The 22,911-nt window shown below is 66.9% G+C and carries 18 protein-coding genes; 10 read left to right on the top strand and 8 right to left on the bottom strand.

Features of this window, described 5'->3' with window-relative positions:
• Positions 1 to 61 precede the first annotated feature (61 nt).
• Both AC07NC_RS10185 and AC07NC_RS10180 read left to right on the top strand, forming a co-directional pair.
• Complete coding sequence (locus AC07NC_RS10185) at positions 62 to 1,966, top strand: M2 family metallopeptidase (RefSeq protein ID WP_494569459.1); 1,905 nt, start codon at positions 62 to 64, stop codon at positions 1,964 to 1,966.
• 102 nt (positions 1,967 to 2,068) lie between these two features.
• Positions 2,069 to 4,009 (top strand): TadE/TadG family type IV pilus assembly protein, encoded by a 1,941-nt coding sequence (locus AC07NC_RS10180; protein WP_494569458.1) that lies wholly within the window; start codon positions 2,069 to 2,071, stop codon positions 4,007 to 4,009.
• 11 nt (positions 4,010 to 4,020) lie between these two features.
• Here AC07NC_RS10180 and AC07NC_RS10175 read toward each other — a convergent pair whose 3' ends face one another.
• The gene (locus AC07NC_RS10175; RefSeq protein ID WP_494569487.1) at positions 4,021 to 4,932 is read right to left on the bottom strand and encodes an isopenicillin N synthase family dioxygenase; all 912 of its coding nucleotides are present in this window, start codon (positions 4,930 to 4,932) and stop codon (positions 4,021 to 4,023) included.
• A 254-nt stretch (positions 4,933 to 5,186) separates the two neighbouring features.
• Here AC07NC_RS10175 and AC07NC_RS10170 point away from each other — a divergent pair, with 254 nt between their 5' ends.
• Positions 5,187 to 5,861 (top strand): YiaD family glycine zipper/OmpA-like lipoprotein, encoded by a 675-nt coding sequence (locus AC07NC_RS10170; RefSeq protein ID WP_426025710.1) that lies wholly within the window; start codon positions 5,187 to 5,189, stop codon positions 5,859 to 5,861.
• A gap of 135 nt (positions 5,862 to 5,996) precedes the next feature.
• Positions 5,997 to 6,164, top strand: a complete 168-nt coding sequence (locus AC07NC_RS10165) for a hypothetical protein (protein ID WP_154726312.1) — start codon at positions 5,997 to 5,999, stop codon at positions 6,162 to 6,164.
• A gap of 141 nt (positions 6,165 to 6,305) precedes the next feature.
• Here the strand turns inward: AC07NC_RS10165 and AC07NC_RS10160 are convergent, their stop codons facing one another.
• From AC07NC_RS10160 to AC07NC_RS10150, 3 genes are all read right to left on the bottom strand, one after another.
• Positions 6,306 to 7,457 (bottom strand): outer membrane beta-barrel protein, encoded by a 1,152-nt coding sequence (locus tag AC07NC_RS10160; RefSeq protein ID WP_494569486.1) that lies wholly within the window; start codon positions 7,455 to 7,457, stop codon positions 6,306 to 6,308.
• Between the two features lie 235 nt (positions 7,458 to 7,692).
• Positions 7,693 to 8,160: a MaoC family dehydratase gene (locus AC07NC_RS10155; RefSeq protein WP_494569457.1), complete on the bottom strand. Its 468-nt coding sequence runs from the start codon at positions 8,158 to 8,160 to the stop codon at positions 7,693 to 7,695.
• Positions 8,161 to 8,223: 63 nt separating this feature from the next.
• Positions 8,224 to 9,204 (bottom strand): threonine ammonia-lyase, encoded by a 981-nt coding sequence (locus tag AC07NC_RS10150; RefSeq protein ID WP_494569456.1) that lies wholly within the window; start codon positions 9,202 to 9,204, stop codon positions 8,224 to 8,226.
• A 45-nt stretch (positions 9,205 to 9,249) separates the two neighbouring features.
• Between AC07NC_RS10150 and glpK the strand changes: the two genes are divergently transcribed.
• On the top strand, positions 9,250 to 10,761 hold the full coding sequence (gene glpK, locus AC07NC_RS10145; protein ID WP_494569455.1) for a glycerol kinase GlpK: 1,512 nt from the start codon (positions 9,250 to 9,252) through the stop codon (positions 10,759 to 10,761).
• 33 nt (positions 10,762 to 10,794) lie between these two features.
• Positions 10,795 to 11,868 carry a phosphotransferase family protein gene (locus AC07NC_RS10140; RefSeq protein ID WP_492072123.1) on the top strand — a complete coding sequence of 358 codons (1,074 nt, stop codon included), beginning with the start codon at positions 10,795 to 10,797 and terminating at the stop codon, positions 11,866 to 11,868.
• A gap of 130 nt (positions 11,869 to 11,998) precedes the next feature.
• Here the strand turns inward: AC07NC_RS10140 and AC07NC_RS10135 are convergent, their stop codons facing one another.
• The 4 genes from AC07NC_RS10135 to AC07NC_RS10120 form a co-directional block, all read right to left on the bottom strand.
• Positions 11,999 to 12,751, bottom strand: coding sequence for a DUF1223 domain-containing protein (locus tag AC07NC_RS10135; RefSeq protein ID WP_494569454.1), 753 nt, complete (start codon positions 12,749 to 12,751; stop codon positions 11,999 to 12,001).
• Positions 12,752 to 12,818: 67 nt separating this feature from the next.
• Complete coding sequence (locus tag AC07NC_RS10130; protein WP_494569485.1) at positions 12,819 to 14,921, bottom strand: prolyl oligopeptidase family serine peptidase; 2,103 nt, start codon at positions 14,919 to 14,921, stop codon at positions 12,819 to 12,821.
• A gap of 264 nt (positions 14,922 to 15,185) precedes the next feature.
• Positions 15,186 to 17,345, bottom strand: coding sequence for a prolyl oligopeptidase family serine peptidase (locus AC07NC_RS10125; RefSeq protein ID WP_494569453.1), 2,160 nt, complete (start codon positions 17,343 to 17,345; stop codon positions 15,186 to 15,188).
• Positions 17,346 to 17,438: 93 nt separating this feature from the next.
• Positions 17,439 to 18,230: a potassium channel family protein gene (locus AC07NC_RS10120; protein WP_292150381.1), complete on the bottom strand. Its 792-nt coding sequence runs from the start codon at positions 18,228 to 18,230 to the stop codon at positions 17,439 to 17,441.
• A gap of 40 nt (positions 18,231 to 18,270) precedes the next feature.
• Here AC07NC_RS10120 and dapF point away from each other — a divergent pair, with 40 nt between their 5' ends.
• From dapF to AC07NC_RS10100, 4 genes are all read left to right on the top strand, one after another.
• Positions 18,271 to 19,101: a diaminopimelate epimerase gene (gene dapF, locus AC07NC_RS10115; RefSeq protein ID WP_494569452.1), complete on the top strand. Its 831-nt coding sequence runs from the start codon at positions 18,271 to 18,273 to the stop codon at positions 19,099 to 19,101.
• Positions 19,102 to 19,244: 143 nt separating this feature from the next.
• Positions 19,245 to 21,602 (top strand): NADP-dependent malic enzyme, encoded by a 2,358-nt coding sequence (locus tag AC07NC_RS10110; protein ID WP_008262109.1) that lies wholly within the window; start codon positions 19,245 to 19,247, stop codon positions 21,600 to 21,602.
• Between the two features lie 2 nt (positions 21,603 to 21,604).
• A complete protein-coding gene (gene rsmI / locus AC07NC_RS10105) occupies positions 21,605 to 22,477 on the top strand; it encodes a 16S rRNA (cytidine(1402)-2'-O)-methyltransferase (protein WP_494569451.1) in 873 nt (290 codons plus the stop codon).
• On the top strand, positions 22,474 to 22,908 hold the full coding sequence (locus AC07NC_RS10100; protein ID WP_292150823.1) for a YraN family protein: 435 nt from the start codon (positions 22,474 to 22,476) through the stop codon (positions 22,906 to 22,908). The genes rsmI and AC07NC_RS10100 overlap by 4 nt, the downstream gene beginning before the upstream one ends.
• Positions 22,909 to 22,911 lie beyond the last annotated feature (3 nt).

Here is a 22,911-nt window from a genome sequence, read left to right as displayed (position 1 = left end):
CGTCGCTTGACGGCGGATCAGGCCTGACCTCTCCTGCGCCCGCTGTTCAGGAGATCCCATCATGAAGCGTCAGATGATGACCGCCGTCGCGGTCTGCGCCCTCGCCCTTACCGCCGGCTGCGCCGCCACCACGACCTCGGGCGAGGCCCGGCCCCTTCAGGCCGACGGCGGCGCCCAGACCTTCACCCCCGCCCCGGTGACCGCCACCGGCCTGCGCGCCGACTATCCGACGACCGTCGAGGGCGCGACCCAGTTCGTCGCCGACGCCGAGGCCAAGATGCTGACCTTCGGCGAATACGCCGCCCGGGTGCAGTGGGCGCGCGCCACCAACATCACCTTCGACACCATGTGGCTGGAGTCCAAGGTCAACGCCGAGGCGACCGAGCTTCAGGTCCAGTTCGCCAACCAGGCGGCCAGGTTCAATGACGTCGCCGTCGATCCAGTCGTCCGCCGCAAGCTGAACCTGCTGCGGCTCGGCATCGTCCTGCCCGCCCCCAACCGCCCCGGCGCGGCCGAGGAACTGTCGCAGATCACCACCCGGCTGGACTCGACCTATTCCACCGGCAAGTTCGACTTCAAGGGTCAGCCGATCACCCTGGACGAGGCCTCGCTGATCCTGGCCGACAGCCGCGATCCGAACGAGACCAAGGCCCTTTACGAAGGCTGGCGCACCATCTCGCCGGTGATGAAGAACGACTACGCCCGCATGGTCGAGATCGCCAACGAAGGCGCGCGCGAACTGGGCTTTTCCGACACCGGCGCCCTGTGGCGCTCCGGCTACGACATGCCCGCCGACGATTTCGCCGAGGAAACCGACCGCCTCTGGGCTCAGGTCAAACCCTTCTACGAGAACCTGCACTGCTATGTCCGCGCCCGGCTGAACGCCAAATACGGCGACGCCGTCCAGCCCGACCACGGCCCGATCCGCGCCGATCTTCTGGGAAACATGTGGTCGCAGCAGTGGGGCAATATCTATGACGTCGTGGCCCCGACCAGCGGCGGCGCCTCCAGCTACGACCTGACCGAACTGCTGAAGTCCGCCGACTACGACCCGGTGAAAATGGTCAAGACGGGCGAGGGCTTCTACGTCTCCCTGGGTCTCGATCCCCTGCCCCAGACCTTCTGGGAACGCAGCCAGATCGTGCGCCCGCGCGACCGCGAGGTCGTCTGCCACGCCTCGGCCTGGGACCTGGACAATGCCGACGACATCCGCATCAAGATGTGCACCAACGTCAACGGCGACGACTTCTACACCGTCCACCACGAGCTGGGTCACAACTACTACCAGCGCGCCTACAAGAACCAGCCGATGCTGTTCCGCAACGGGGCCAACGACGGCTTCCACGAGGCCATCGGCGACTTCGTCGGCCTGTCGGCCCTGACCCCCACCTATCTGAACCAGATCGGCCTGCTGAAGACGACGCCGGGCGCCGAGGAGGACATTCCCTTCCTGCTGAAGATGGCGCTCGACAAGATCGCCTTCCTGCCCTTCGGCCTGATGGTCGACCGCTGGCGCTGGGGCGTCTTCTCGGGCGAGACCTCGCCGGACCAGTACAACGCCGCCTGGACCGCCGACATGCTGAAATACCAGGGCCTGGTCCCGCCGGGGCCGCGTCCGACCAACGCCTTCGACCCGGGCGCAAAATATCACGTGCCGGGCAACACCCCCTACACCCGCTATTTCCTGGCCCACATCTACCAGTTCCAGTTCCAGCGCGCGGCCTGCAAACAGGCCGGCTGGACCGGGCCGCTGCACCGTTGCTCGGTCTATGGAAACGAGGCGGTCGGCGCCCGTTTCAACGCCATGCTGGAGATGGGCCAGTCCAAGCCCTGGCCCGAGGCCATGCAGGCCTTCACCGGCGAGACCGCCAACGACGCCTCGGCCGTCGCTGACTATTTCGCGCCTCTGAACCAATGGCTGACCGTCCAGAATCGTGGCCACGACTGCGGCTGGTCAGAGGCTTGAGCCTTATGCGTCGTTAACCCTGACGCTTCAGCCTTCCCTTAACCGCATGACGGCATTCTGTCGTCATGCGGGCGGGGTGCGCCCGGCAGGGAAGCGACGAACTTGGCCTCTCAAACGATCCATCGGGCGGTCGGCCGCCTTCGCAAGCTCGTCTCGCGCCTGCGCGACGACCGGCGCGGCAATGTGGCGATGATCTTCGGCCTCAGCCTGCCGGTCATCGTCATGCTGGCGCTCGGCGGCGTTGATCTTCACAGGATCACGACCGCGAGGTCGCAGTTTCAGGACGCACTGGACGCCGCGACCCTGGCCGCCGCGCGCTCCTCCGAAACGACTCCAGCGGGTCTGAAGAGCGTCGCCCTGGCGACCCTGCACGGCAACATTCAGGGCACGGAGGTCGAGCCGATCAATGACGCCGACGTCGAGGTCGCCATGAACGACAAGAGCGTCGTCATCGCTACGGCCCAGGGGCGGGTGAAGACCCTGGTCGCCAACATCGTCCTGCCGCCCTATGGCCAGCTCCTGGACGATACTCTGCCCATCTCGGTGCGCTCGGAAGTCAATCGCTCCTCGCGCGACGTGGAGGTGGCCCTGGTCCTCGACATCACCGGCTCGATGAACAATTGCGCCGACAGCTGCTCAAGCGGCCGAAAGATCGACAATCTGAAGTCAGCGGCCAAGGAGTTGATCGACATCGTCGTTCAGACGAACCAGTCGCCCTTCTATTCCAAGGTGGCCCTGGCGCCCTACTCCATGGGCGTCAATGTGGGCGACACCTATGCTAGCCGGGCGCGGGGACCGCTCGACTCCAACACCCAGTCCATTACCGCAGCGACCTGGCTGACGGGCTCGGTCAAGACGATCACGAGCATATCCCGCGCCTATACGGCCGTCGTCACCGCGTCGAAACACGGCTTCAAGACCGGCGACATCGTGACGATCTGGAGCGCGGAAACCATGGCCCCCCTGAACGGCGTCGCGCTAACGGTGGGCAGTGTGACAACCAACACCTTCAGCCTCGTCGGCGAGAACAGCCGCTATTACTCCGCCTTCTCGGGCCAGGCCTATGTCGCCAAATGCGCACGAACGGACTGCAACATCGTGATCACCCTGGCTCGCCACGGCCTGTCGTCCGAAGGCGACGCCGCCGTTCTCGGCAATATGGGCGGCCTCAGTCAGTTGAACAATATCGGTTTCCGGGTCGCCAGCGTCACCCCAACCACGGCGACCTTGGCGCTTGACGCCTCTCAGGCTAATTTGGCGAACACGGCCAAGGGGGGGGCCGCCTATACGTCCGGCGGACAGCTGATCTGCGGCGTCGATGGCTGTTCGAACCGGGATTTCGTCAACGCGATCGGGGCCTGGACGCGCTTTCCCGGCACGCCCTGCGTTTCCGAACGAGCCGGCTCGCAGGCCTACACCGATGCGGCCCCTTCCGCCTCCTCCTGGGTCGGACGAAGTTACGCCTCTGGCGGCAACGCCTGCCCCGCATCCCAGATCGTTCCTCTCACCAACGTCAAAAAGACACTGACCGACGCGGTCAATGGAATGACTGCGGTGGGCTCCACGGCGGGCCATATCGGTCTGGCTTGGGGCTGGTATCTGGTTTCGCCAAACTTCGGCCTGTGGTCAGGCCTCGGCGCACCGGCCGCCTACGATTCGAGCAAGACCTTGAAGGCTGTGGTTTTGATGACCGACGGGGAGTTCAACACCCCCTATTTCCGAGGCGTCATCGCCTCCGACGCGGGCAACGGCAGCGGCGGGGCCGACACTCACATCAACCAGCCCGCCACGAACGGCTCGTCTTTCGACCAAGCCTATCGGCTCTGCGAAAACATGAAGGCCGCCGGCGTCATCGTCTATACGGTCGGATTCGACATCGGCGCGGCCCGGAACATGACCGGTCCAATCGATTCCGCCGGCGAGCTGATGGCGCGATGCGCCACCAATCCTGACCGCGCCTTCCAAGCGTCGAGCTCCACCGACCTGTCCGACGCCTTCCGGGATATCGGCCGCGACATCACCCGCCTGCGCATCTCCCGCTAGGCCCATGGGCCTCACAGCAGGCGGATTTCGCGCAGACGCTCGGTCAGATAGTCCTCGGCCAGAATGGTCTTGCCCGCATAGCGATCGGGATTATCCGGCGTGATGGTGCTGGGCAGGGTCTCGATCGGGAAGTCCGGATTGAAGTGCAGGAAAAAGGGCGTCGAATAGCGGGCGAAGCCACGCCGCTCCGGCGCAGGATTGACCACCCGGTGCGTCGTCGACGGCAGGACGTGGTTGGTCAGCCGTTGCAGCATGTCGCCGATATTGATCACCAGGGCCCCCGGCGGCGGCGCGATGTCCAGCCAGCTGCCGTCCTTCTCCTTCAGCTGCAGCCCCGCCTCCTCGGCCCCCAGCAGCAGGGTGATGACATTGATGTCCTCATGGGCGCCGGCGCGAACCCCCGGCGCATCAGCCGGCACGGGCGGATAGTGCAGCAGGCGGAGCACGCTGTTGCCCATCTCGACCTTGTCCTCGAAATAGGCGTCGCCGAGGTCCAGATAACGGGCGATAGCCTTCAGGATCTTGCGCCCCAGGGCGTCAAGCTCCTCGTACAGGCCATAGACATTAGCCTTGAATCCGGGCGTCTCGACCGGCCAGACATTATCGCGCATGAAACGACGATAGGGGTGGCCCTCCGGCAGTTCGCGCCCGACATGCCAGAACTCCTTCAGATCGACGGACGCGGCCCCTTTGGCCGCTTCCACGCCGAACGGGGTCAGGCCGCGCGCGCCGCCTGTTCCCGGTTGGTGATACTGGCGCTTCACCGCCTCGGGCAGGGCGAAGAAGCTTTTGGCGTCGGCAAGAGCTGCGGCGATCCGGGCGTCATCCAGCGCATGGTCGGCCACCACCGCAAACCCATACTCCACGAACGAGGCGCCCAGAGCGTCGCTGAACCCCTGGAAGTCAGCATCATATCGCTTCATCGACACGGGCGTGACGGCGCGCACGGTGGCGGCAGGGGCGGTTTCGTTGGGGCTCGAACTCACGGGGGCGTTGTCCTCGGTCTAAAGAATGTGCGGCGGTTCCCTTACGCCTATTCCGCGGCCGTGTCAGTTCGTGGGCGATCCCTCCCTCTGCCCGTGGAGCGCAAAATGCGCTCGTTCACTTGTGGTACAGCTTGGAACCTTGACAGTAGGCGCGCGTTTTACGCCAGACAGAAATTCGGAAGGATTATTCCATGCGCGCCAAGATCATTGTCGCCAGCGTTTCCATTGCAGCCCTGCTGGGAACGGCGGCCTGCACCACGACCGACCCCTACAGCTCGACGCCGACCCGCAACAACACCGGCACCGGCGCCATCGCAGGCGCATTGGGCGGCGCTCTGCTGGGGTATCTGACAAACACTTCAAACGGCGAACAAGGCCGCAAGAATGCTCTCATCGGAGCCGGTGTCGGCGCCCTGGGCGGCGCAGCCGTGGGCCAGTACATGGATCGCCAGCAGCGCGCCATGGAGGCTGAACTGTCCGGCAGCGGCGTCGGCGTCGCACGCCAGGGCGACAACCTGATCCTGCGCATGCCGTCGGATGTGACCTTCGCCACCAACCAATCCTCGATCGATCCGCGCTTCCTGCCGGTGCTCGACGACGTGGCGCGGGTGCTTCAGGAATATGACCGCTCAACCATCGACGTGATCGGCCACACCGACTCGACCGGCGGAGACGCCATCAATCAGCCCCTGTCCGAGCGTCGCGCCGCCAGCGTGGCTTCGGAACTGGTTCGTCGCGGCGTGATCGCCGAGCGGCTCTACGTCGCCGGCAACAGCTCGCGTAATCCGGTGGCCTCCAACGCCACGCCGGAGGGCAAGGCTCAGAACCGTCGCGTCGAGATCCTTATCCGGCCGTTCACGGGCTGATCGGGCTCGATAGTGATGGAGCTCGAGGGGGCGGCGCCGCTGGGCGCCGCCCCTTTTCGCAGGATGGACACTGTTCCGTGACTTGCGCCGACGCGCCCCCTCATGGTTGAGCGAGGCGTTGAGGTGGAGAGTCCAGTGACGCCGGAAGGTCGTGAGTTCACGCAAACGCTCAAGCTTGCGGCTGTCGCCGTGGTGTGTGCGGTCCTGACGGCGACATTGGTGATCGGCGCCGGCGAGGCGTTGTTGCGTCAATCTCGATCGGCCGAATCCGCACCGCCATTGCTGACTCAAGCGGCCAACTGAACCGAAACTTGAAGCCGGGCCGCCGCGGCGCATTCAGGCCAAGAAAAACGCCGTCTCCAGGCGGAGACGGCGTTCAGTCTTTCAACCCTTCTTGTCTGTCTTCGGTCGGCCTGAAAGACCAGGCCGACCGTCGGGACAGGCTTAGAAGTTGATGTTGATCGTCGCGCGACGGTTGAGCGGCTCACGCACGCCGTCAGCGGTCGGCTTGGCCAGGGCGGTTTCGCCCTTGCCGTCCAGGGCGATGACGCCGCCGTTGACGCCTTGGGCGACCAGGGCGTCCGCGACGGTGCGCGAACGACGGTTCGACAGGCCGAGGTTATAGGCGGCCGAGCCCGAGGTGTCGGTGTAGCCGACGATCAGGACGCGCGTCGCGGCGCCCGACTTGGCGTAGGTCGCGGCTTGCGTCACGACCGAGCGGGCTTCCGCCGTCAGGTCCGAACGATCCCAGTCGAAATAGACCACGAACTCACGCGCGGCCGGCTTGACCGGAGCCGGCGGCGGCGGCGGCGGGGGCGGAGGAGGCGGGGGGGGCGGCGGGGGCGGCGGGGGCGGTGCAGCTTCTTCAGCGCCGAAGCTGTAACGCAGACCCAGGGTCACGGTGTGCGACTGATCGTAGTCGCCATCCCATTCGCCGAACGAGGTCGCGCCGACGCCGGTGCCGACCGTGGTCGAGGCGAACGAGGCGTCGCCCGTCAGATAGCGGTAGGTCAGGTCGATATTGGTGCGGTCGCCCACAGCCCAGGCCAGACCGGCGATCGCCTGAGCGGCGAACTCGGTCGAGTCGTCATCGGCGGTGAAGGTGGCGCCGCGGTTGGCGCGCAGGTTGCCGTTGGTGTCGGTGGTGACGCGGTTCACGCCGGCGCCGAGACCGACGAAGGGACGGATGCCCCAGGCTTCATAGCCGAAATCATAGATGACATTGGCCATCAGGGTGGCCGACTCGATGTCGCCTTCCGGAGAGAAGCAGCCGCCGGTCGCCGGGGTCAGGTTGCACAGGCCCTGGGTGCCGGAGACGGCGCGCACGGTGCCGATGTCGCCCGAGCGGTAGCCGCCTTCGAGTTCAACGCGCCAGTTGGGGTTGAAGCGATAGCCGAGACGGGCGAAAGCCGCCCAGCCGTCGTTCACTTCATAGTTCCAGTTGGCGCCTGTCGTCGACGATTCGGCGTTGATGTCGTCGATCATGTGGTAACCGGCGTCGATCGCGCCGTACCAGCCGTTAGGTTCTGCCGAAGCCGCGCCAGCTGACAGGGCCAGGGCGGCCGCTGCGCTGGAGGCCAGCACGATAGTCTTCATACGCATGGGGATTAGCCCTCCGCCTGTTTGTATTCGGGCGGGTCTACCGCCTTCGCGGGTCTTACCAGCGTTGCCGTGGAAGGTCGAGGCGAAAACGAGGCGGACAAGCGCGCTGAATTGATCACCGTGCTATTGATGCTACAGGTAAAATTGTCTCTGAGCCATTGCTTGGACGCACTTCGGACCCCGAGAGAACACAACGCCGGGGCGCTGGCATGTCCCCCCGAACGAGAATTTAGCCGGCCATCACCTGCATTCCCAACCACTCCGCGATCAGGGCGGGCTTGTCGTCGCCTTCAATCTCGACCGTGATTTCATGCTTCAACAACCAGCGCCCTGCGCCCCTGTCTTCGGCCGACAGCAGCCGGAACCGCCCCCGAACCCTCGACCCCGCCCGCACCGGAGCCAGAAATCTGAGCCGGTCAAATCCGTAATTGATTCCCATCACCGCACCCTCAAGCGGCGCAACGGCGTCATAACTCATCGCCGACGCCAGGCTGAGGGTCAGGAAGCCGTGGGCGATGGTTCCGCCGAACGGCGTCACCTGGGCGGCCTCGGGATCCACATGGATGAACTGCCGGTCCTCGGTGCAATCGGCGAAGGCGTCGATCCTGGCCTGGCTGACCTCGAACCACCTCGAGATTCCCACCTGCTGGCCGACCAAACTCTGGAGCTCGCTCGTCGTCATCACTGTCTTCGCCATGAGATTCCTTCCCGACTTTCCTGTTTGAGCGACGGTGGCCGAGACAATGCCGGAAGGAAAGACCTACCCCTCGAAACGGCCTTCCAAGATCTCGCCATAAAGCACCGCGTCAACATTGCCGCCGGACAGGACGATGCCTGTGGTTCGCCCTTTCGTCTCGGACTTGCCGGAGAGCAGGGCGGCCAGTGAGACCGCTCCGCCGGGCTCGACGACCAGCTTCAGGTGACGGAAGGCGAACCGCACCGCCTCGGCCACCTCCGCATCCGACACCGTGAGCGCACCCGCCAGCCGCCGATTGATCGGCCAGGTCAGTACGCCCGGCATCGGGGACATCAGGGCGTCGCAGATCGACGGCGGGCCCTGCGGATGACCAACCCGCTCCCCCGCCGCCAGAGACCGCGCGGTGTCGTCATAGGCCTCGGGCTCCACCACGATCACCTTCGTCTGCGGACTGCGTTCGGCCATGACCAGATTGATCCCGGCCATCAGCCCGCCGCCAGAGGCGCCGCACAACAGCTGGTCCATCGGCGCATCAGCCTGGTCCAACATCTCCAGCGCCACCGTGCCCTGGCCCTCGATAATGAAGGGATCGTCGAACGGCGGGACCAGAACAGACCCCCGTTCGGCTGCTATCGCGGCGCCGATGGCCTCTCGGCTCTCGGTCCAGCGATCATAGAGCCGCACCTCTCCGCCGAATCCGATCACCCCCTCGACCTTCACCCGGGGCGAGTCGGACGGCATGACGATGATCGCCGACGTCCCGACCAAGGCGGCGGCGGCGGCCACGCCCTGGGCGTGATTGCCGGAAGAAAAGGCGACGACGCCGCGCGCCTTCTCCTCGGCGTTCAGTCGGCTGATGCGGTTGTAGGCCCCGCGAAACTTGAACGCCCCTGCCCGCTGCAGGTTCTCGGCCTTCATCAGCACCCGCCCGCCGACCACGGCGTTCAGGGCGGGACTTTCGATCAACGACGTGCGGACAGCGACGCCGTTGATCTGGCGGGCGGCGTCAAGGACGCCTTCAAAGCTGGGCAGGTGCGTCGTCATATGCTCCCCTTAGCCCAGGGTACGAGCGCCGCGTAAGGCGCCGATATGGAGAGAAACCGCTTGAGCCTGATCCTCGCCATCGACCAGGGCACGACCTCGACCCGCGCCATCGCCTTCGAAGTCCGCGACGGGGGCCTGCGCCCCGTGGCTGTCAGCCAGATCGAACTGGCCCAGCATTTCCCACAGTCCGGATGGGTCGAGCATGATGCGTCCGAGATCTGGTCCGCCGTGCTCCAGACCTGTCGCGAAGTGGTGCAGAAGGCGGGCGGCGTCGATCGGTTCGCCGCCGTGGGCCTCACCAACCAGCGCGAGACAGCCGTGATGTGGGACGCAGGGACCGGTGCGCCCCTGCACCGCGCCATCGTCTGGCAGGACCGGCGCACCGCCCCCGTCACTGCGCGACTGACCGCAGAAGGCCACGAGCCCGCCGTCCAGGCTGCGACCGGCCTGATCCTGGATCCCTATTTTTCGGCGACCAAGTTCGCCTGGCTGCTGGACGCCGTGCCGGGGGCGCGCGACCGGGCGATCCGGGGCGAGGTCAAACTGGGCACGATCGACGCCTGGTTGATCTGGAAACTGACGGGCGGCCGGATTCACGCCACCGACGCCTCCAACGCCGCCCGCACCGCCCTGATGGACCTGAAGACGGTCGAATGGCGCGACGATCTGTGCGCCCTGTTCGCCGTGCCCCGCGCCGCCCTGCCCGCCATTGTTCCTTGCGCGGGGGTGATTGGTGAGACGGAGCCCGGCCTGTTCGGCCGCGCTCTGCCCCTGGCCGGATCCGCGGGAGACCAGCAGGCGGCCCTGGTCGGGCACGGAGCCCTGCACCCCGGCGACGCCAAGATCACCTATGGCACTGGGGCCTTCCTGGTCGCCAATGTCGGGCCGGAACCCGTCGCCTCGACCCGTCGTCTGCTGGGCACGCTGGGCTATCAGGCCGCAGGCCAGACCGCCTATGCGCTGGAGGGTTCGATCTTTTCGGCCGGCTCGGCGATCCAGTGGCTGCGCGACGGGGTGAAGCTGATCTCGGAATCCCGCCAGTCCGAAGCCCTTGCGCAGGGCCTGGCCGATAACGGCGGCGTCTATATGGTGCCCGGTTTCACCGGCCTGGGCGCGCCCTGGTGGGAGCCCGAGGCGCGCGGCGCCGTGGTAGGGCTGACGCGGGATTCCGGCCCGGCCCATTTCGTCCGGGCGGCGCTGGAGGCCCTGGCCTATCAGACCCGCGACCTGCTGGACGCCCTGGCCCAGGACGGCGCCCCGCCGCTGAAGACGCTGAAGGTCGACGGCGGCGTCACCGCCAACAGTTTCGCCATGCAGTTCGTCGCCGACATCTGCGAGGTCGAGGTCGAACGCCCGGCCTTCCAGGAAATGACCGCCCTGGGCGCCGCCCGCCTCGCCGCCCTCGGCGTCGGACTTCTGCCCGATCTGCAGGCCCGCACGACCGAGGCCCCGGCCCGCTGGACGCCCTGCATGAAACCGGCCGAGCGCGACGGCCTGCTTTCCGGCTGGCGCCGCGCCGTAAAGGCCGCCATCATCGCCGCGCCGGACCGCGCATAAGACGGGGCCGGTGCAGGAAACAACAGGCCGCCCATGACCGACGCTACAATAGACGCCCAGACGGCTTTTTCCGGCACACGTGAGGTCGATCCCCGCTATCGGCTTGACGAGGAGGCTCTGGACGCCTGGATGGCCGTCCATGTCGCTGGCTACGTCGGTCCGCTGACGATGCGCCAGTTCAAGGGCGGCCAGTCGAACCCGACCTATGAGCTGACCACGCCCGGCGCCGCCTATGTGTTGCGCCGCAAGCCGCCCGGCGTCCTGCTGCCCAGCGCCCATGCGGTGGACCGCGAATTCCAGGTCATCTCAGCCCTCGCCGCCCAGGGATTTCCAGTCGCCCGGCCGCACGCCCTGTGCATGGATGAGACCGTCATCGGCTCGATCTTCTATGTGATGGACAAGGTCGAGGGGCGGATCTTCTGGGACCTGAAGCTGCCTGGCCTGACGCCGGCGGAACGTCGCGCCGTCTATGAGGCCCAGACGGACGCCCTGGCCCGGCTGCACGCCTTCGATCCCGACGCCATCGGCCTGACGGACTATGGCAAGGCCGGCAACTATTTCGCCCGCCAGGTCGGCCGCTGGACCAAACAGTATCGCGCTTCCGAGATCGAGCCGATCCCGTCCATGGATCGGCTGATCGCCTTCCTGCCGGACAGTCTGCCGCCCGAGAGCCCCAGCCGCATCGTCCACGGCGACTTCAGGCTGGACAATCTGATCCTGGCTCCGGATGCGGCCGAGGTCCGGGCCGTGCTGGACTGGGAGCTGTCGACCCTGGGCGATCCAATGGCCGACTTCTCCTATCTGCTGATCGCCTGGGCCATTCCGGCGTCCCTGCGCAACGGCCTGGCCGGCGCCGACCTGGAGGCTCTGGGGATTCCCTCCGTCGAGGAAACGGTCGAACGCTATGCAGCGGCGACCGGGATGCGGCCCGCCAATCTAGACTGGCTGTACGCCTATAATCTGTTCCGGCTGGCGGCCATCTGCCAGGGCATCGCCGGTCGCGTCCGCGACGGCACAGCGGCCAGCGCCCACGCCCGCACCATGGCCGCCCAGGTCGGGCCGCTCAGTGACGCGGCCTGGGGCTTTGCGAAGAAGGCGGGCGCCTAGAACCCCCGGCCGGCCCCTGCCTGCCCCTGCAGCTCTATCCGCCCCTGAGCCTCACGCGCCGAACGACCGGTTGCCGGCGACAGGCCCAAACTCCGTCAGCGCGTCCTGCCTACGTCCCAGTAAGCGCGGTTCAATTTCTGACGGCGGCGCCCAGGATGCGGCGATCCGTCTTGCCCTGGATCATCACCACCACGGCGTCGCCGCCGTGCGTCTGGGGCAGATCAAACAGGATGGGCCGGCCGCGCCAGTCGCCGAGGTTCACGATATCCCGCACCACATTGACGTGACGTACGGTCTGCCCCCGGTTCTCGCCACGGCTGACCTCGACCATTTGGGGGCCGGGCGTATAGGTGACGGCCAGCACCTCCGCGCCGCCCGACGGCGGGCGGCCCGAACCGATCCCGACCTGATCGCCGGTCTCGCGGAACTCGATCTCGGGCGGCCAGATACGGCGGCTCGCCTCCTCCACGATGGCGTGTTCCAGCTCCAGTCCACGCGCGCCGGACACCTGGCGGCGGCCGTCGATCACCACCTGGGGCGTGGACACGCCGCGTTGGCGCAAAGCGGCGCGATAGGCGCGCTGGCGCTGCACGAACTCGGGCCGGGCGAAGGTGTCGGTCCAACCCAGATAGTCCCAGTAGTCGACGCCATAGGTCAGGGCGATCACCCCGGGCTCCGCCGCCGCCCGCTCGACCACGGCATTGGCCTCGATACAACCCCCGCAGCCCTGGGCGGTGAACAGTTCGACAACGACCGGCGGGCCGGCGGTCACGGCGTGGCGGACGGGCTTGACGCGCGGCCCCGCCGGCTGGGCGACCGAGCCTGCGGAAAGGACGGCGCCCGCCATGACCGTCGCTGCGATGACCCCGATCCTGTGTCTCATGGCCATGTTCTTAGCCGTCGCGGACGCCGCCCGGGGTCATAAGTCCGTGAGCCGCCCGCGCCGGACCTCAATCCATCAGTTGTTGCGACAGATAGACATAGTGACGGGCCCAGCGCCGCGCATTGGCCACCGGATCGGCGTCATTGGAGTGACCGCCGGCCGTATCCTCGTAATAGAGATGGTCGTGGCCCTGATCGCCCAGGCGAGCGGCGAACTTGCGGGCGTGACCGGGGTGGACCCGGTCGTCGCGGGTGTTGGTGGTCAGATAGACGCGGGGATAGGCCACGTCCGGCCGCAGCTGCTGATAGGCCGAATATCGGGCGATCCATTCCGCCTCTTCCGGGATACGCGGGTCGCCGTATTCGCCGATCCACGAGGCGCCGGCCGGCAGCTCGTGATAGCGCAGCATGTCGACCAGCGGGCTCTCGATCACCGCTGCGTTGAACAGTTCCGGATGCTGGGTGATCGACACGCTGGTCAGAACACCCCCGTTTGACCGGCCATAGATGCCCAGGCGGCGCGGGCTGGTGACGCCGCGCTGTTCCAGATCACGCGCCACGGCGGCGAAATCGTCGAAGGCGCGCTGGCGGTTTCCGTCCAGGGCCGCCTGGTGCCAGTCGGGACCGAACTCGCCGCCGCCACGGATATTGGCCTGGACGAAGACCCCGCCCCGCTCCAGCCACAACTTGCCCATCTCGGGCTTGTAGGCCGGGTTCAGACTGACCTGGAAGCCGCCGTAGCCCAGCATGATGGTCGGGTTCGACCCGTCCAGCTTCATGTTGCGCGGCCGGGTGATGAAATAGGGAATCTTGGTCCCGTCGGTCGAGGTGGCCTCGTACTGCTCCACCACATGGGTCGAGGCGTCGAACTTGGCCGGGGCGGATTTCAGCTCGGTCAGAGCCGTCGATGCGACCGAGGCCAGGCTCAGGGTCGGTGGGGTCAGAAACCCTTGGGTCGAGACGAAGACCTGGCCCTTCGACTTGGACGAGTCGCCCAGGCCGACGGCGACATTCTCGGGCGTCGCCACGTCCTGACGTCGCCAGCCGAACTCGCCCCGGTTCTCGAAGATCGCCAGCCGCCCCGCGACATTGTCGGACAGGGAAGCGACCACCTGCCGATCGAGAACGCGGACGTCGCCCAACGATTGACGCTCGGCGGGCTGATAGATCAGGTAGGCCTGATTGCTGATGCCCAGATCGTTGCGGTCGGTCCGCAAATGGTTAAGCGGCATCGAAAGCAGCGAACCGGCCCTGTAGGTGGCGCCAGTGAAGGTCCAAGCCTCGTCGTTCGAGAAGATCAGCAGGTCGCCCTGAGCGCCGAAGACACTGACCCGGTCCGGCAGGGCCAGTTTCACCGTCGAACCGTCATGGGCCATGGCCCAGGTCTCCGACCGGAAGGTGTCCAGCGGGCGGGTGATGATGACGGCTGTGACCTTGCCGTCCTTGTCGCGATAGACGGCCGGGCTGACGCCATAGCCGCCGTCGCCCTGTTCGCCGCGATAGACCTCGACCGCCTGGGCCAGGGTCTGGCCGCGCTTCAACGTCTTGACGATGAAGGGATAGCCGGACTCGGTCATTGTTCCGGAGCCAAAGTCGGTGGCGACCAGGAGCGTGTCGCGGTCCAGCCATTCGATGCGGTGCTTGCCTTCGGGCAGGCTGAACCCGGCATCGACGAACCGTTTGGTCGTCAGGTCGAACTCGCGCACGACCACCGCATCCTTGCCGCCGTCGGACAGGTTGATCAGGCAACGGGTCTCGTCGGGCGCCAGACAGTCGGCGCCCTTGAACACCCAGTCCTTGCCCTCGGCCTTGGACAGGGCGTCGATGTCCAGCAGGGTCTCCCACTGCGGCGTCGCGGTGCGGTAGCTGTCCAGCGTCGTGCGCCGCCAGACGCCCTTGGGATTGGTCGCGTCCTGCCAGAAATTGCCGATCCCGTCGCCGAGGAAGGACGGGCTTGGAATCCGGTCGGTCGCGGTCAGGATCGCCTGGGCCTCGGCGCGGAAGGTCTCGTAGCGCGGGTCGTCGGTCAGGGCCGCCAGCGACTTGCGGTTCTCCTCGGCGACGAAGGCCATGGCCTCGGCCCCATCCACCTGCTCCAGCGCCAGATGGTCGTCGGCCGCGGCGACACCCGCAGGGGTCAGATTATGAGGATAGCCGGGCGGCGGCCCCATGCGCTCGGGGTGCTCATCCGCACGCCACATCGAGGATTGCGCCGGCGCTGTGGTGCAAGCGCCGAGCAGAAGCGCCGGAATGGCGGCGGACAGGATCAGGTGACGCATGGCTCAAACTCTCCGCTCATCCCGGCGAAAGCCGGGACCCAGACCTTTGGGCGTTCGGCGCCGCCCGTTCGCACTGAACTCGATCCCAGCCGCCGAACCTTGCGAAAGGACTGGGTCCCGGCTTTCGCCGGGCGGGATGAGCGGAAAGAAAAGCCCTTATTCCTGCGCCGGCGTGTCCATCAGGCGGCGCGACAGGTAGGTGTATTCCAGCGCCAACCGACGCGCCGTCTCTTGCAGGTTCGCCCCCGCCGCATGGCCGCCGTCGGTGTTCTCGTAGAACAGGACCGGATAGCCCAGCTCTTCCAGACGCGCCGCCGCCTTGCGGGCGTGGCCCGGATGGACCCGGTCGTCCTTGGTCGAGGTGTGGATGAAGACCTCCGGATAGGGCTGGCCGGCCCGCAGGTTCTGATAGGGCGAATAGGCCTGGATCCAGGCGCGTTGTTCCGGAATGTCCGGATCGCCGTACTCGCCCTTCCACGAGTCGCCGGCCAGCAGCTTGTGGAAGCGCAGCATGTCGAACAGGGGCACCTGGATAACGGCGGCGTTGATCAGATCCGGCCTCTGGGTCAGCATCGCCCCCATGAACAGGCCGCCTTGAGAGCCGCCCATGATCCCCAGCTTCGGCTGGCTGGCGATGTCGCGCGCGATCAGGTCGAGCGCCACGGCCTGGAAGTCCTCGTGCGCCCGTTGGCGGTTCTGCTGCAAAGCCGCCTCGTGCCAGCGGGGACCGAACTCGCCGCCGCCGCGCGTATTGGCGATGACATAGACCCCGCCCCGCTCCAACCACAGCTTGCCGACCGTCGCCGAATAGCCGGGCAACAGCGAGCTTTCGAACCCGCCGTAGCCGTAGAGCAGCGTCGGATTGGAGCCGTCCAGCGGCATGTCCGCCTTATGGACCACGAAGTAGGGGATCATGGTCCCGTCGGCCGAGCGGGCCTCATGCTGGTCCACCGTCATGCCGGTAGCGTCAAACTTGGCCGGCATCGACTTGACCTGATCGACCGCGCCGGTCGCCGCATCGGCCAGCCACAGGCTGGACGGGTTCAGATAGCCGGTGACGCTGACGAAGACCTTGTCGTCGGTCTCCGACGCCGAGCCGACGCCGACCGAGACGTTCTGCGGCAGGTCCAGGGTGGAATAGGTCCACTCGCTGTCGCCGGGCCGGTAGATCCGCACCGAACCGCGCACATTGTCGTACAGGGCGACGACCAGGGTGTTGCGCGTGGCGTTGACCCCCTCGACCGCCTGACGCTCGGTCGGGCGCAGCACCAGGACGGCGGGCGTGGCCTGGTCTTCCAGCCAGGCGTCCAGCGGCCAGGCGATCAGGTCGCCGCTCTTGAAATCCTGGCCCGACGGCGCGGTCCAGTCCTGTTTCAGCGACACCACCAGCTTGCCGGCCACCAGACCCGTGATGTCCGACTTGGCCGGCAGGGCCAGTTTCACCACCGCCCCGTCGTCGGTCACGCGATAGGTTTCGGACGAATAGAAGTCGATCGACCGGTTGATCAGGGTCGCCTTCAGCGCCCCGTCGGCATCCCGCAACGTATAGCCGGACACCGAGACGTCGGTCGGTTCGCCCATGAACAGGACGTCGGCCTGATCCAGCGACTGACCGCGCATCATCCGCTTCACTATCATCGGATAGCCGGAGTTGGTCAGGGTGCCGACGCCGAAATCGCGCGAGATCAGCAGGGTGTCCTTGTTCAGCCAGGTCGCGCCGCCCTTGGACTCCGGCAGGAAGAAGCCCCCCTCGACGAAGCTGCGGGTCACGCTGTCGAACTCGCGCAGGGTCACGGCGTCCTTGCCGCCGTTCGACAGGCTGATCAGGCAGTAGCGTTCTTCGGGGGCCAGGCAGGTCGAGCCCTTGTAGACCCAGTTGGCGCTTTCGGCCTCGGCCAGGGCGTCGATATCCAGCACCGTCTCCCACTGGGGTTCGGCGGTCTTGTACGAGTCCAGCGTCGTGCGCCGCCAGACGCCGCGCACATGCTGGGCGTCTTGCCAGAAATTGTCGATATGGCCGTCGTGGGTGAAGCCCGGAGCCGGGATCCGGTCGCGCGCCTGAACGATGGCGAGCGCCTGCTGGTGCAGGGGCTCATAGCGGGGGTCGCCCTGCAGCACGCCCAGCGAATGGGCGTTGTGTTCCTTGACCCAGGCCATGGCCCGCTCGCCCTCGACGTCTTCGAGCCAGACATAGGGGTCGGTCGCCTCGCTGGTCGCGAAGGCGGGAGCGGAGGGGGCGGTCTGGGCCATGGATACCGACGTCATACTGGTGGAGGCGAGAAGGGCCGCGAGCACGGCGGCGGATGAGCGGATCATGGACAGTCCCCGGAATTGAAGACGGGCACCTTAACGGCGAGCCGCCCTGCGGCAAGGCGACGAATCCGCCCTTACGGTTTTGTCATCTTTGTCTCAGCCCTCGTCGGGGATGCAGATCAGATTTCCACAGGCCTTGCAGTGGACGGCGTCGGGGTCGTGGGTCTGAAGGCCGCAGCGGTCGCAAGGGAAACGAACCTTGTGCGGCTTGATCAGGGCCTGGGCCAGACGCAGGAACAGGGTGATCCCCACCAGCATGATGGCGATGGACAGAAGCTTGCCCAGCGGCCCCGGCAGGGTGACGTCGCCGAACCCGGTCGTCGTCAGGGTCGCCACGGTGAAATAGAGGGCGTCGATATAGCCGCTGATCCCGTCATGCCCCCGGAAGGTCGCATAGACGAAGCCGGTCACGACAAAGACGAAGGTCACCAGGCCCGAAAGCGCGCGCACGATCCCCTCGACCCGGGTGTCGTCGAACCGCGCGCCGACCGTCCGCCAGAAGAAGTCGGAGTTCAGCAGGGTCCACAGCCGCAGCATCCGCAGGAAGCCGAGGTTGAACAGCCAGGCCGGGAACAGCAGGGTCGCCAGAATAAACAGGTCCAGCCAGACGATCGGCCGTTTCAGCCAGTCCTTGATGTCGGAATAGGCATAGGCCCGCGCCGCCAGATCGATCGCCAGCAGGGCGGCGATCAGATAGTCGAGCACATAGAAGGCCCAGCCCATGTTCTTCAGGATCGGCGCCGCCAGGAAGAAGGCGATGATGGCGAAGTCGATGACGATGACCGTCAACCGGAACTTCACCGCCGCCGGCTGGCCGCCGTGATACAGGTATCGCAGCCGCGCGCGCAGCCTCAGGCCGTCCTTGGGGTCGGTTTCGCTCTGGGACACGGTGGTTTCCGGACGACGGGGATAGGCCTATATGGCCTGCATGACCCGTCCTTTCATCAAGATGAACGGCGCCGGCAATGACTTCATCGTCATCGACGCGCTGGAAACGCCGTTTCGTCCGACCGAGGACCAGATCCGCGCCCTGGCCGACCGCGCCACGGGCGAGGGGTTCGACCAGTTGATCGCCATCGAGCCGTCCGAGACCGCCGACGCCTTCATGCGGGTGTGGAACGCCGACGGCTCCATGGTGGAGACCTGCGGCAACGCCCTGCGCTGCGTCGGCTGGCTGCTGATGGAGGCCGACGGCGGCGACAGGGTCACGATCGACACCGCAGCCGGCCCCACCACCGCCACGCGCGCGGGCGACCGCCGGGTCACGGTCGATATGGGCAAGCCCCGGCTCGACTGGACCCAGGTGCCCCTGGCCGAAGAGATGGACACGCGCGGCATCGAGCTTCAGGTCGGCCCCATCGACGCGCCGCTGCTGCACACGCCCGGCGCCCTCTCCATGGGCAATCCGCACGTGGTCTTCTTCACCGACCGCCAGGACGACGGCTTCGTCACCGGCTCGGGCTCTCTGGTCGAGCACCACCCGCTGTTTCCTGAAGGCGTGAATGTCGGTTTCGCCCATGTCCTTGACCGCGACCATATCCGTCTGCGCGTCTGGGAACGGGGCGCCGGCCTGACCAAGGCCTGCGGCACCGGCGCCTGCGCCGCCCAGGTCGCCGCAGCCCGGCGCGGCCTGACGGATCGCAAGGCCACCGTCGTCGTCGATGGCGGAGAATTGGTCATCGACTGGGACGCGGCGACCGACCATGTCCTGATGACCGGCCCCGTCGAGATCGAACGCACGGGCGCCCTGTCCTTCTAGACGGCGCATCCGGTTGACGCTGACGCAAACGGAAACTTGCGGCCCGGTCTGTGACCCTTCCGGGGCGTCAAGGCTTGGCGCAGCCCTTCCCACGCTCTAGGACACGAACGGTTACAGCCCCGCTGACGACCTGGACGCCCCCGATGCCCGATCAAACCGAAAAACAGACCTTCTCCGACCAGGAGGCGCTGGACTTCCACCTCTTCCCGACCCCGGGCAAGATCTCGATGGCCCCGACCAAGCCGATGGCGACCCAGCGCGACCTGTCGCTGGCCTATTCGCCGGGCGTGGCCGTGCCGGTCCTTGCCATCGCCGCCGATGCGGACAAGGCCTACGAATATACGTCCAAGGGCAATCTGGTCGCCGTCATCTCCAACGGCACCGCCATCCTGGGCCTGGGCAATCTGGGCCACATGGCCTCCAAGCCGGTGATGGAGGGCAAGTCGGTCCTGTTCAAGCGCTTCGCCGACGTCGACAGCTTCGACGTCGAGGTCAAGACCACCGATCCCGACGAATTCATCACCGTCGTCAAGAACATCGGCGACACCTGGGGCGGCATCAATCTGGAGGACATCAAGTCCCCCGAGTGCTTTGTCATCGAGAGCGAGCTTCAGGACCTGCTGGACATCCCCGTCTTCCATGACGACCAGCACGGCACGGCCATCATCTCGACCGCCGGCCTGATCAACGCCTGCCATGTCGCCGGAAAACGGCTGGACGAGGTCAAGGTGGTTCTGTCGGGCGCGGGCGCGGCCGGCCTGTCCTCGATCGCCCTGATGAAGGCCGCCGGGGTCAAGGCCGAGAACACCGTCATCTGCGATCGGGACGGCGTCGTCTATCAGGGCCGCGAACACGGCATGGACCAGTGGAAGGCCGCCCACGCCACCGACACCCCCCTGCGCACCATGGCCGAGGCCATGGTCGGGGCCGATGTCGTCCTGGGCCTGTCGGCCAAGGGCGCGATCACCAAGGAGATGGTGGCCTCCATGGCCCCCAATCCGATCATCTTCGCCATGGCCAACCCCGATCCCGAGATCACGCCGGAAGACGTCAAGTCGGTCCGGTCCGACGCCATCATCGCCACCGGCCGCTCGGACTATGTGAACCAGGTCAACAACGTCCTGGCCTTCCCCTATCTGTTCCGGGGAGCCCTGGATGTGCGCGCCCGTCGGGTGAACCACGAGATGAAGGTCGCCTGCGCCCAGGCCCTGGCGGCCCTGGCCCGCGAGGATGTGCCCGACGAGGTGGCCGCCGCCTATCGCGGCCGCAAGCTGAAGTTCGGCCCCGACTATATCATCCCCACCCCGTTCGACCCGCGCCTGATCTGGTACATCCCGCCCTTCATCGCCCAGGCGGCGATGGATACCGGCGTGGCCCGCGTCCAGATCGAGGACATGGACGTCTATCGCAACGCCCTGCGCTCGCGCGTCGATCCGTCCGCCGCCCTGATGCAGAAGATCAACTCGGCGGTGCGCGGCGGGCCGAACAAGCGCGTCGTTTTCGCCGAGGGTGAAGAACTGGCCGTCATCCGCGCCGCCTGGGGCTTCAAACAGGCCGATCTGGGCACGCCTATCCTGGTCGGCCGCGAGGATCTGATCCGTCAGAACGCCGCCGAGGCCGGTCTTAATTTCGATGACCTGGGCATTGAGATCACGAACGCCCGCGTCTCCGAACACAATGTCGAGGACACCGACTGGCTGTACGAAAAGCTGCAGCGCCGGGGCTATCTGCGCCGCGACGTCGCGCGGATGATCAACCAGGACCGCAACTATTTCGCCGCCACCCTGGTGGCCAAGGGTCGGGCCGACGCCATGGTCGCGGGCGTGACCCGCAACTTCAACATGGCCCTGAAGGAGGTCCAGCGCGTGCTGGACGTCGAGGACACCCTGATCGGCCTGTCGATCCTGCTGGCGAAAGGCCGCACCCTGTTCGTGGCCGACACCACCATCCACGAACTGCCGGACGCCGCCGAACTGGCCGACATCGCCGTCAAGGCGGCCGAGACCGTGCGCAGGCTGGGCCGCAATCCGCGCGTCGCCTTCCTCAGCTATTCGACCTTCGGCAACCCGCCCGGCGACCGCGCCGAAAAGGTGCGCGAAGCCATCCGCATCCTGGACAAGAAGGGCGTCGATTTCGAATACGAAGGCGAAATGCCGCCCGAGGTCGCCCTGGATCCCAAGGGCCACCCGGCCTACGCCTTCAACCGCCTGACCAAGCCGGCCAACGTCCTGGTCATGCCCGCCATTCATTCGGCCGCCATCTCGACCAAACTGGTCCAGGCCCTGGGCGGCGCCACGGTGATCGGCCCGCTTCTGGTCGGGCTGGAGAAGCCGGTTCAGATCGTCTCCCTGGGCGCCTCGGTCAGCGAGATCATCACCGCCGCCACCTTCGCCGCCTATGACGCCGGTCCCGCCTTCCAGGGATCGGGCCTGACCTCGGCGCCGCGGCCGCCCGCAGCGGCGGTCGAGAAGACCACCACTGCGGTGCCCCCCACCGTCTGATCATGAGCGAACCCGGCCCCTTCCCGCCCACCGCCCCCCCGCCCCGGCGGGTGGAGCCGGGTCTCTATCTGGTGGCGACGCCGATCGGGAACCTGCGCGACATGACGCTCAGGGCGCTGGACGTCCTGGCCGCCGCCGACCTGGTCCTGGCCGAGGACACCCGCGTCACCGCCAAGCTCCTGACCGCCTATGGACTGAAGGCCAAGCTGGAGCGCTGCGACGACCACGCCTCGACCCGCGCGGCTGAACTGGCCATCGAACGGCTCAGGAACGGCGAGGTGGTGGCCCTGGTCTCGGACGCGGGCACGCCGCTGGTGTCGGACCCCGGCTTCGTTGTTGCGCGCGCAGTGATCGCCGCGGGCCTGCCGGTCCATCCGATCCCCGGTCCGTCCAGCCTGCTGGCCGCCCTGTGCATCGCCGGCCTGCCCGCCGACCGGGTCCTGTTCGCCGGTTTCCTGCCGCCCAAGACCGCCGGCCGCAAGTCGATGCTGGAAGACCTGAAAAGCCAGCGCCAGACCCTGGTCTTCTTCGAGAGCGGGCCGCGTCTGCGCGACAGTCTGACGGATATGGCCGCCGTCCTGGGTCCGCGCCCCGCCGCCGTGGCCCGCGAACTGACGAAGCTGTTCGAGGAATGCGTGCGCGGCCCACTGGACGAACTGGCGGTCCATCCCAAACTCGACGGTCCCAAGGGCGAGATCGTCGTCGTCGTCGGCCCCGGCGAGGCCGAGGTCGCCTCGGCCGCCGATGCCGATGCGGCCCTGGCTGACGCGTTGACGCGTCTGGCGCCCGGCGAAGCGGCGTCAGAGGTGTCGCGCGCCCTGGACCTGCCCCGCAAGCCTCTTTACCGCCGGGCTCTGGAGCTCCAGGGCAAGTGAACGCCCGCCTGCCCCGCCCGGCGCCGAAGCGACGCCCCAAGGCGGCGTGGCGTCAGGCCAAGGGCGGCGCCGCCTTCAAGGCCGGCCATGCGGCCGAATGGGTCGCCGCCCTGTGGCTGATGTTCAAGGGCTATCAGGTGCTGGGCTTCCGCCTGAAGACCCGGTCCGGTGAAATCGACCTGCTGGCGCGACGCGGCCGTATCCTGGCCGTGGTCGAGGTCAAGCGACGCACCACCCTGAACGCCGCGCTCCTGGCTCTGAAGCCGGCCCAGCATGATCGACTGATCGCGGCGGGCGAGGCCGTCCGGCGCAATCGGCCGGCCCTGCAACCTCTTGATTTGAGAATTGATATGGTGGCGCTGGCTCCTGGCCGGTTTCCGCGTCATCTTCGCGGCGTCCAGAGACACGGCCAGAGTTTGGGCGGGGGCTGAAAG

Source organism: Brevundimonas sp. GW821-FHT10A07 (genome assembly GCF_059415785.1).
The sequence above is the reverse complement of the archived record's forward strand: the minus strand, read 5'-3'. Positions and strand labels throughout refer to the sequence as shown.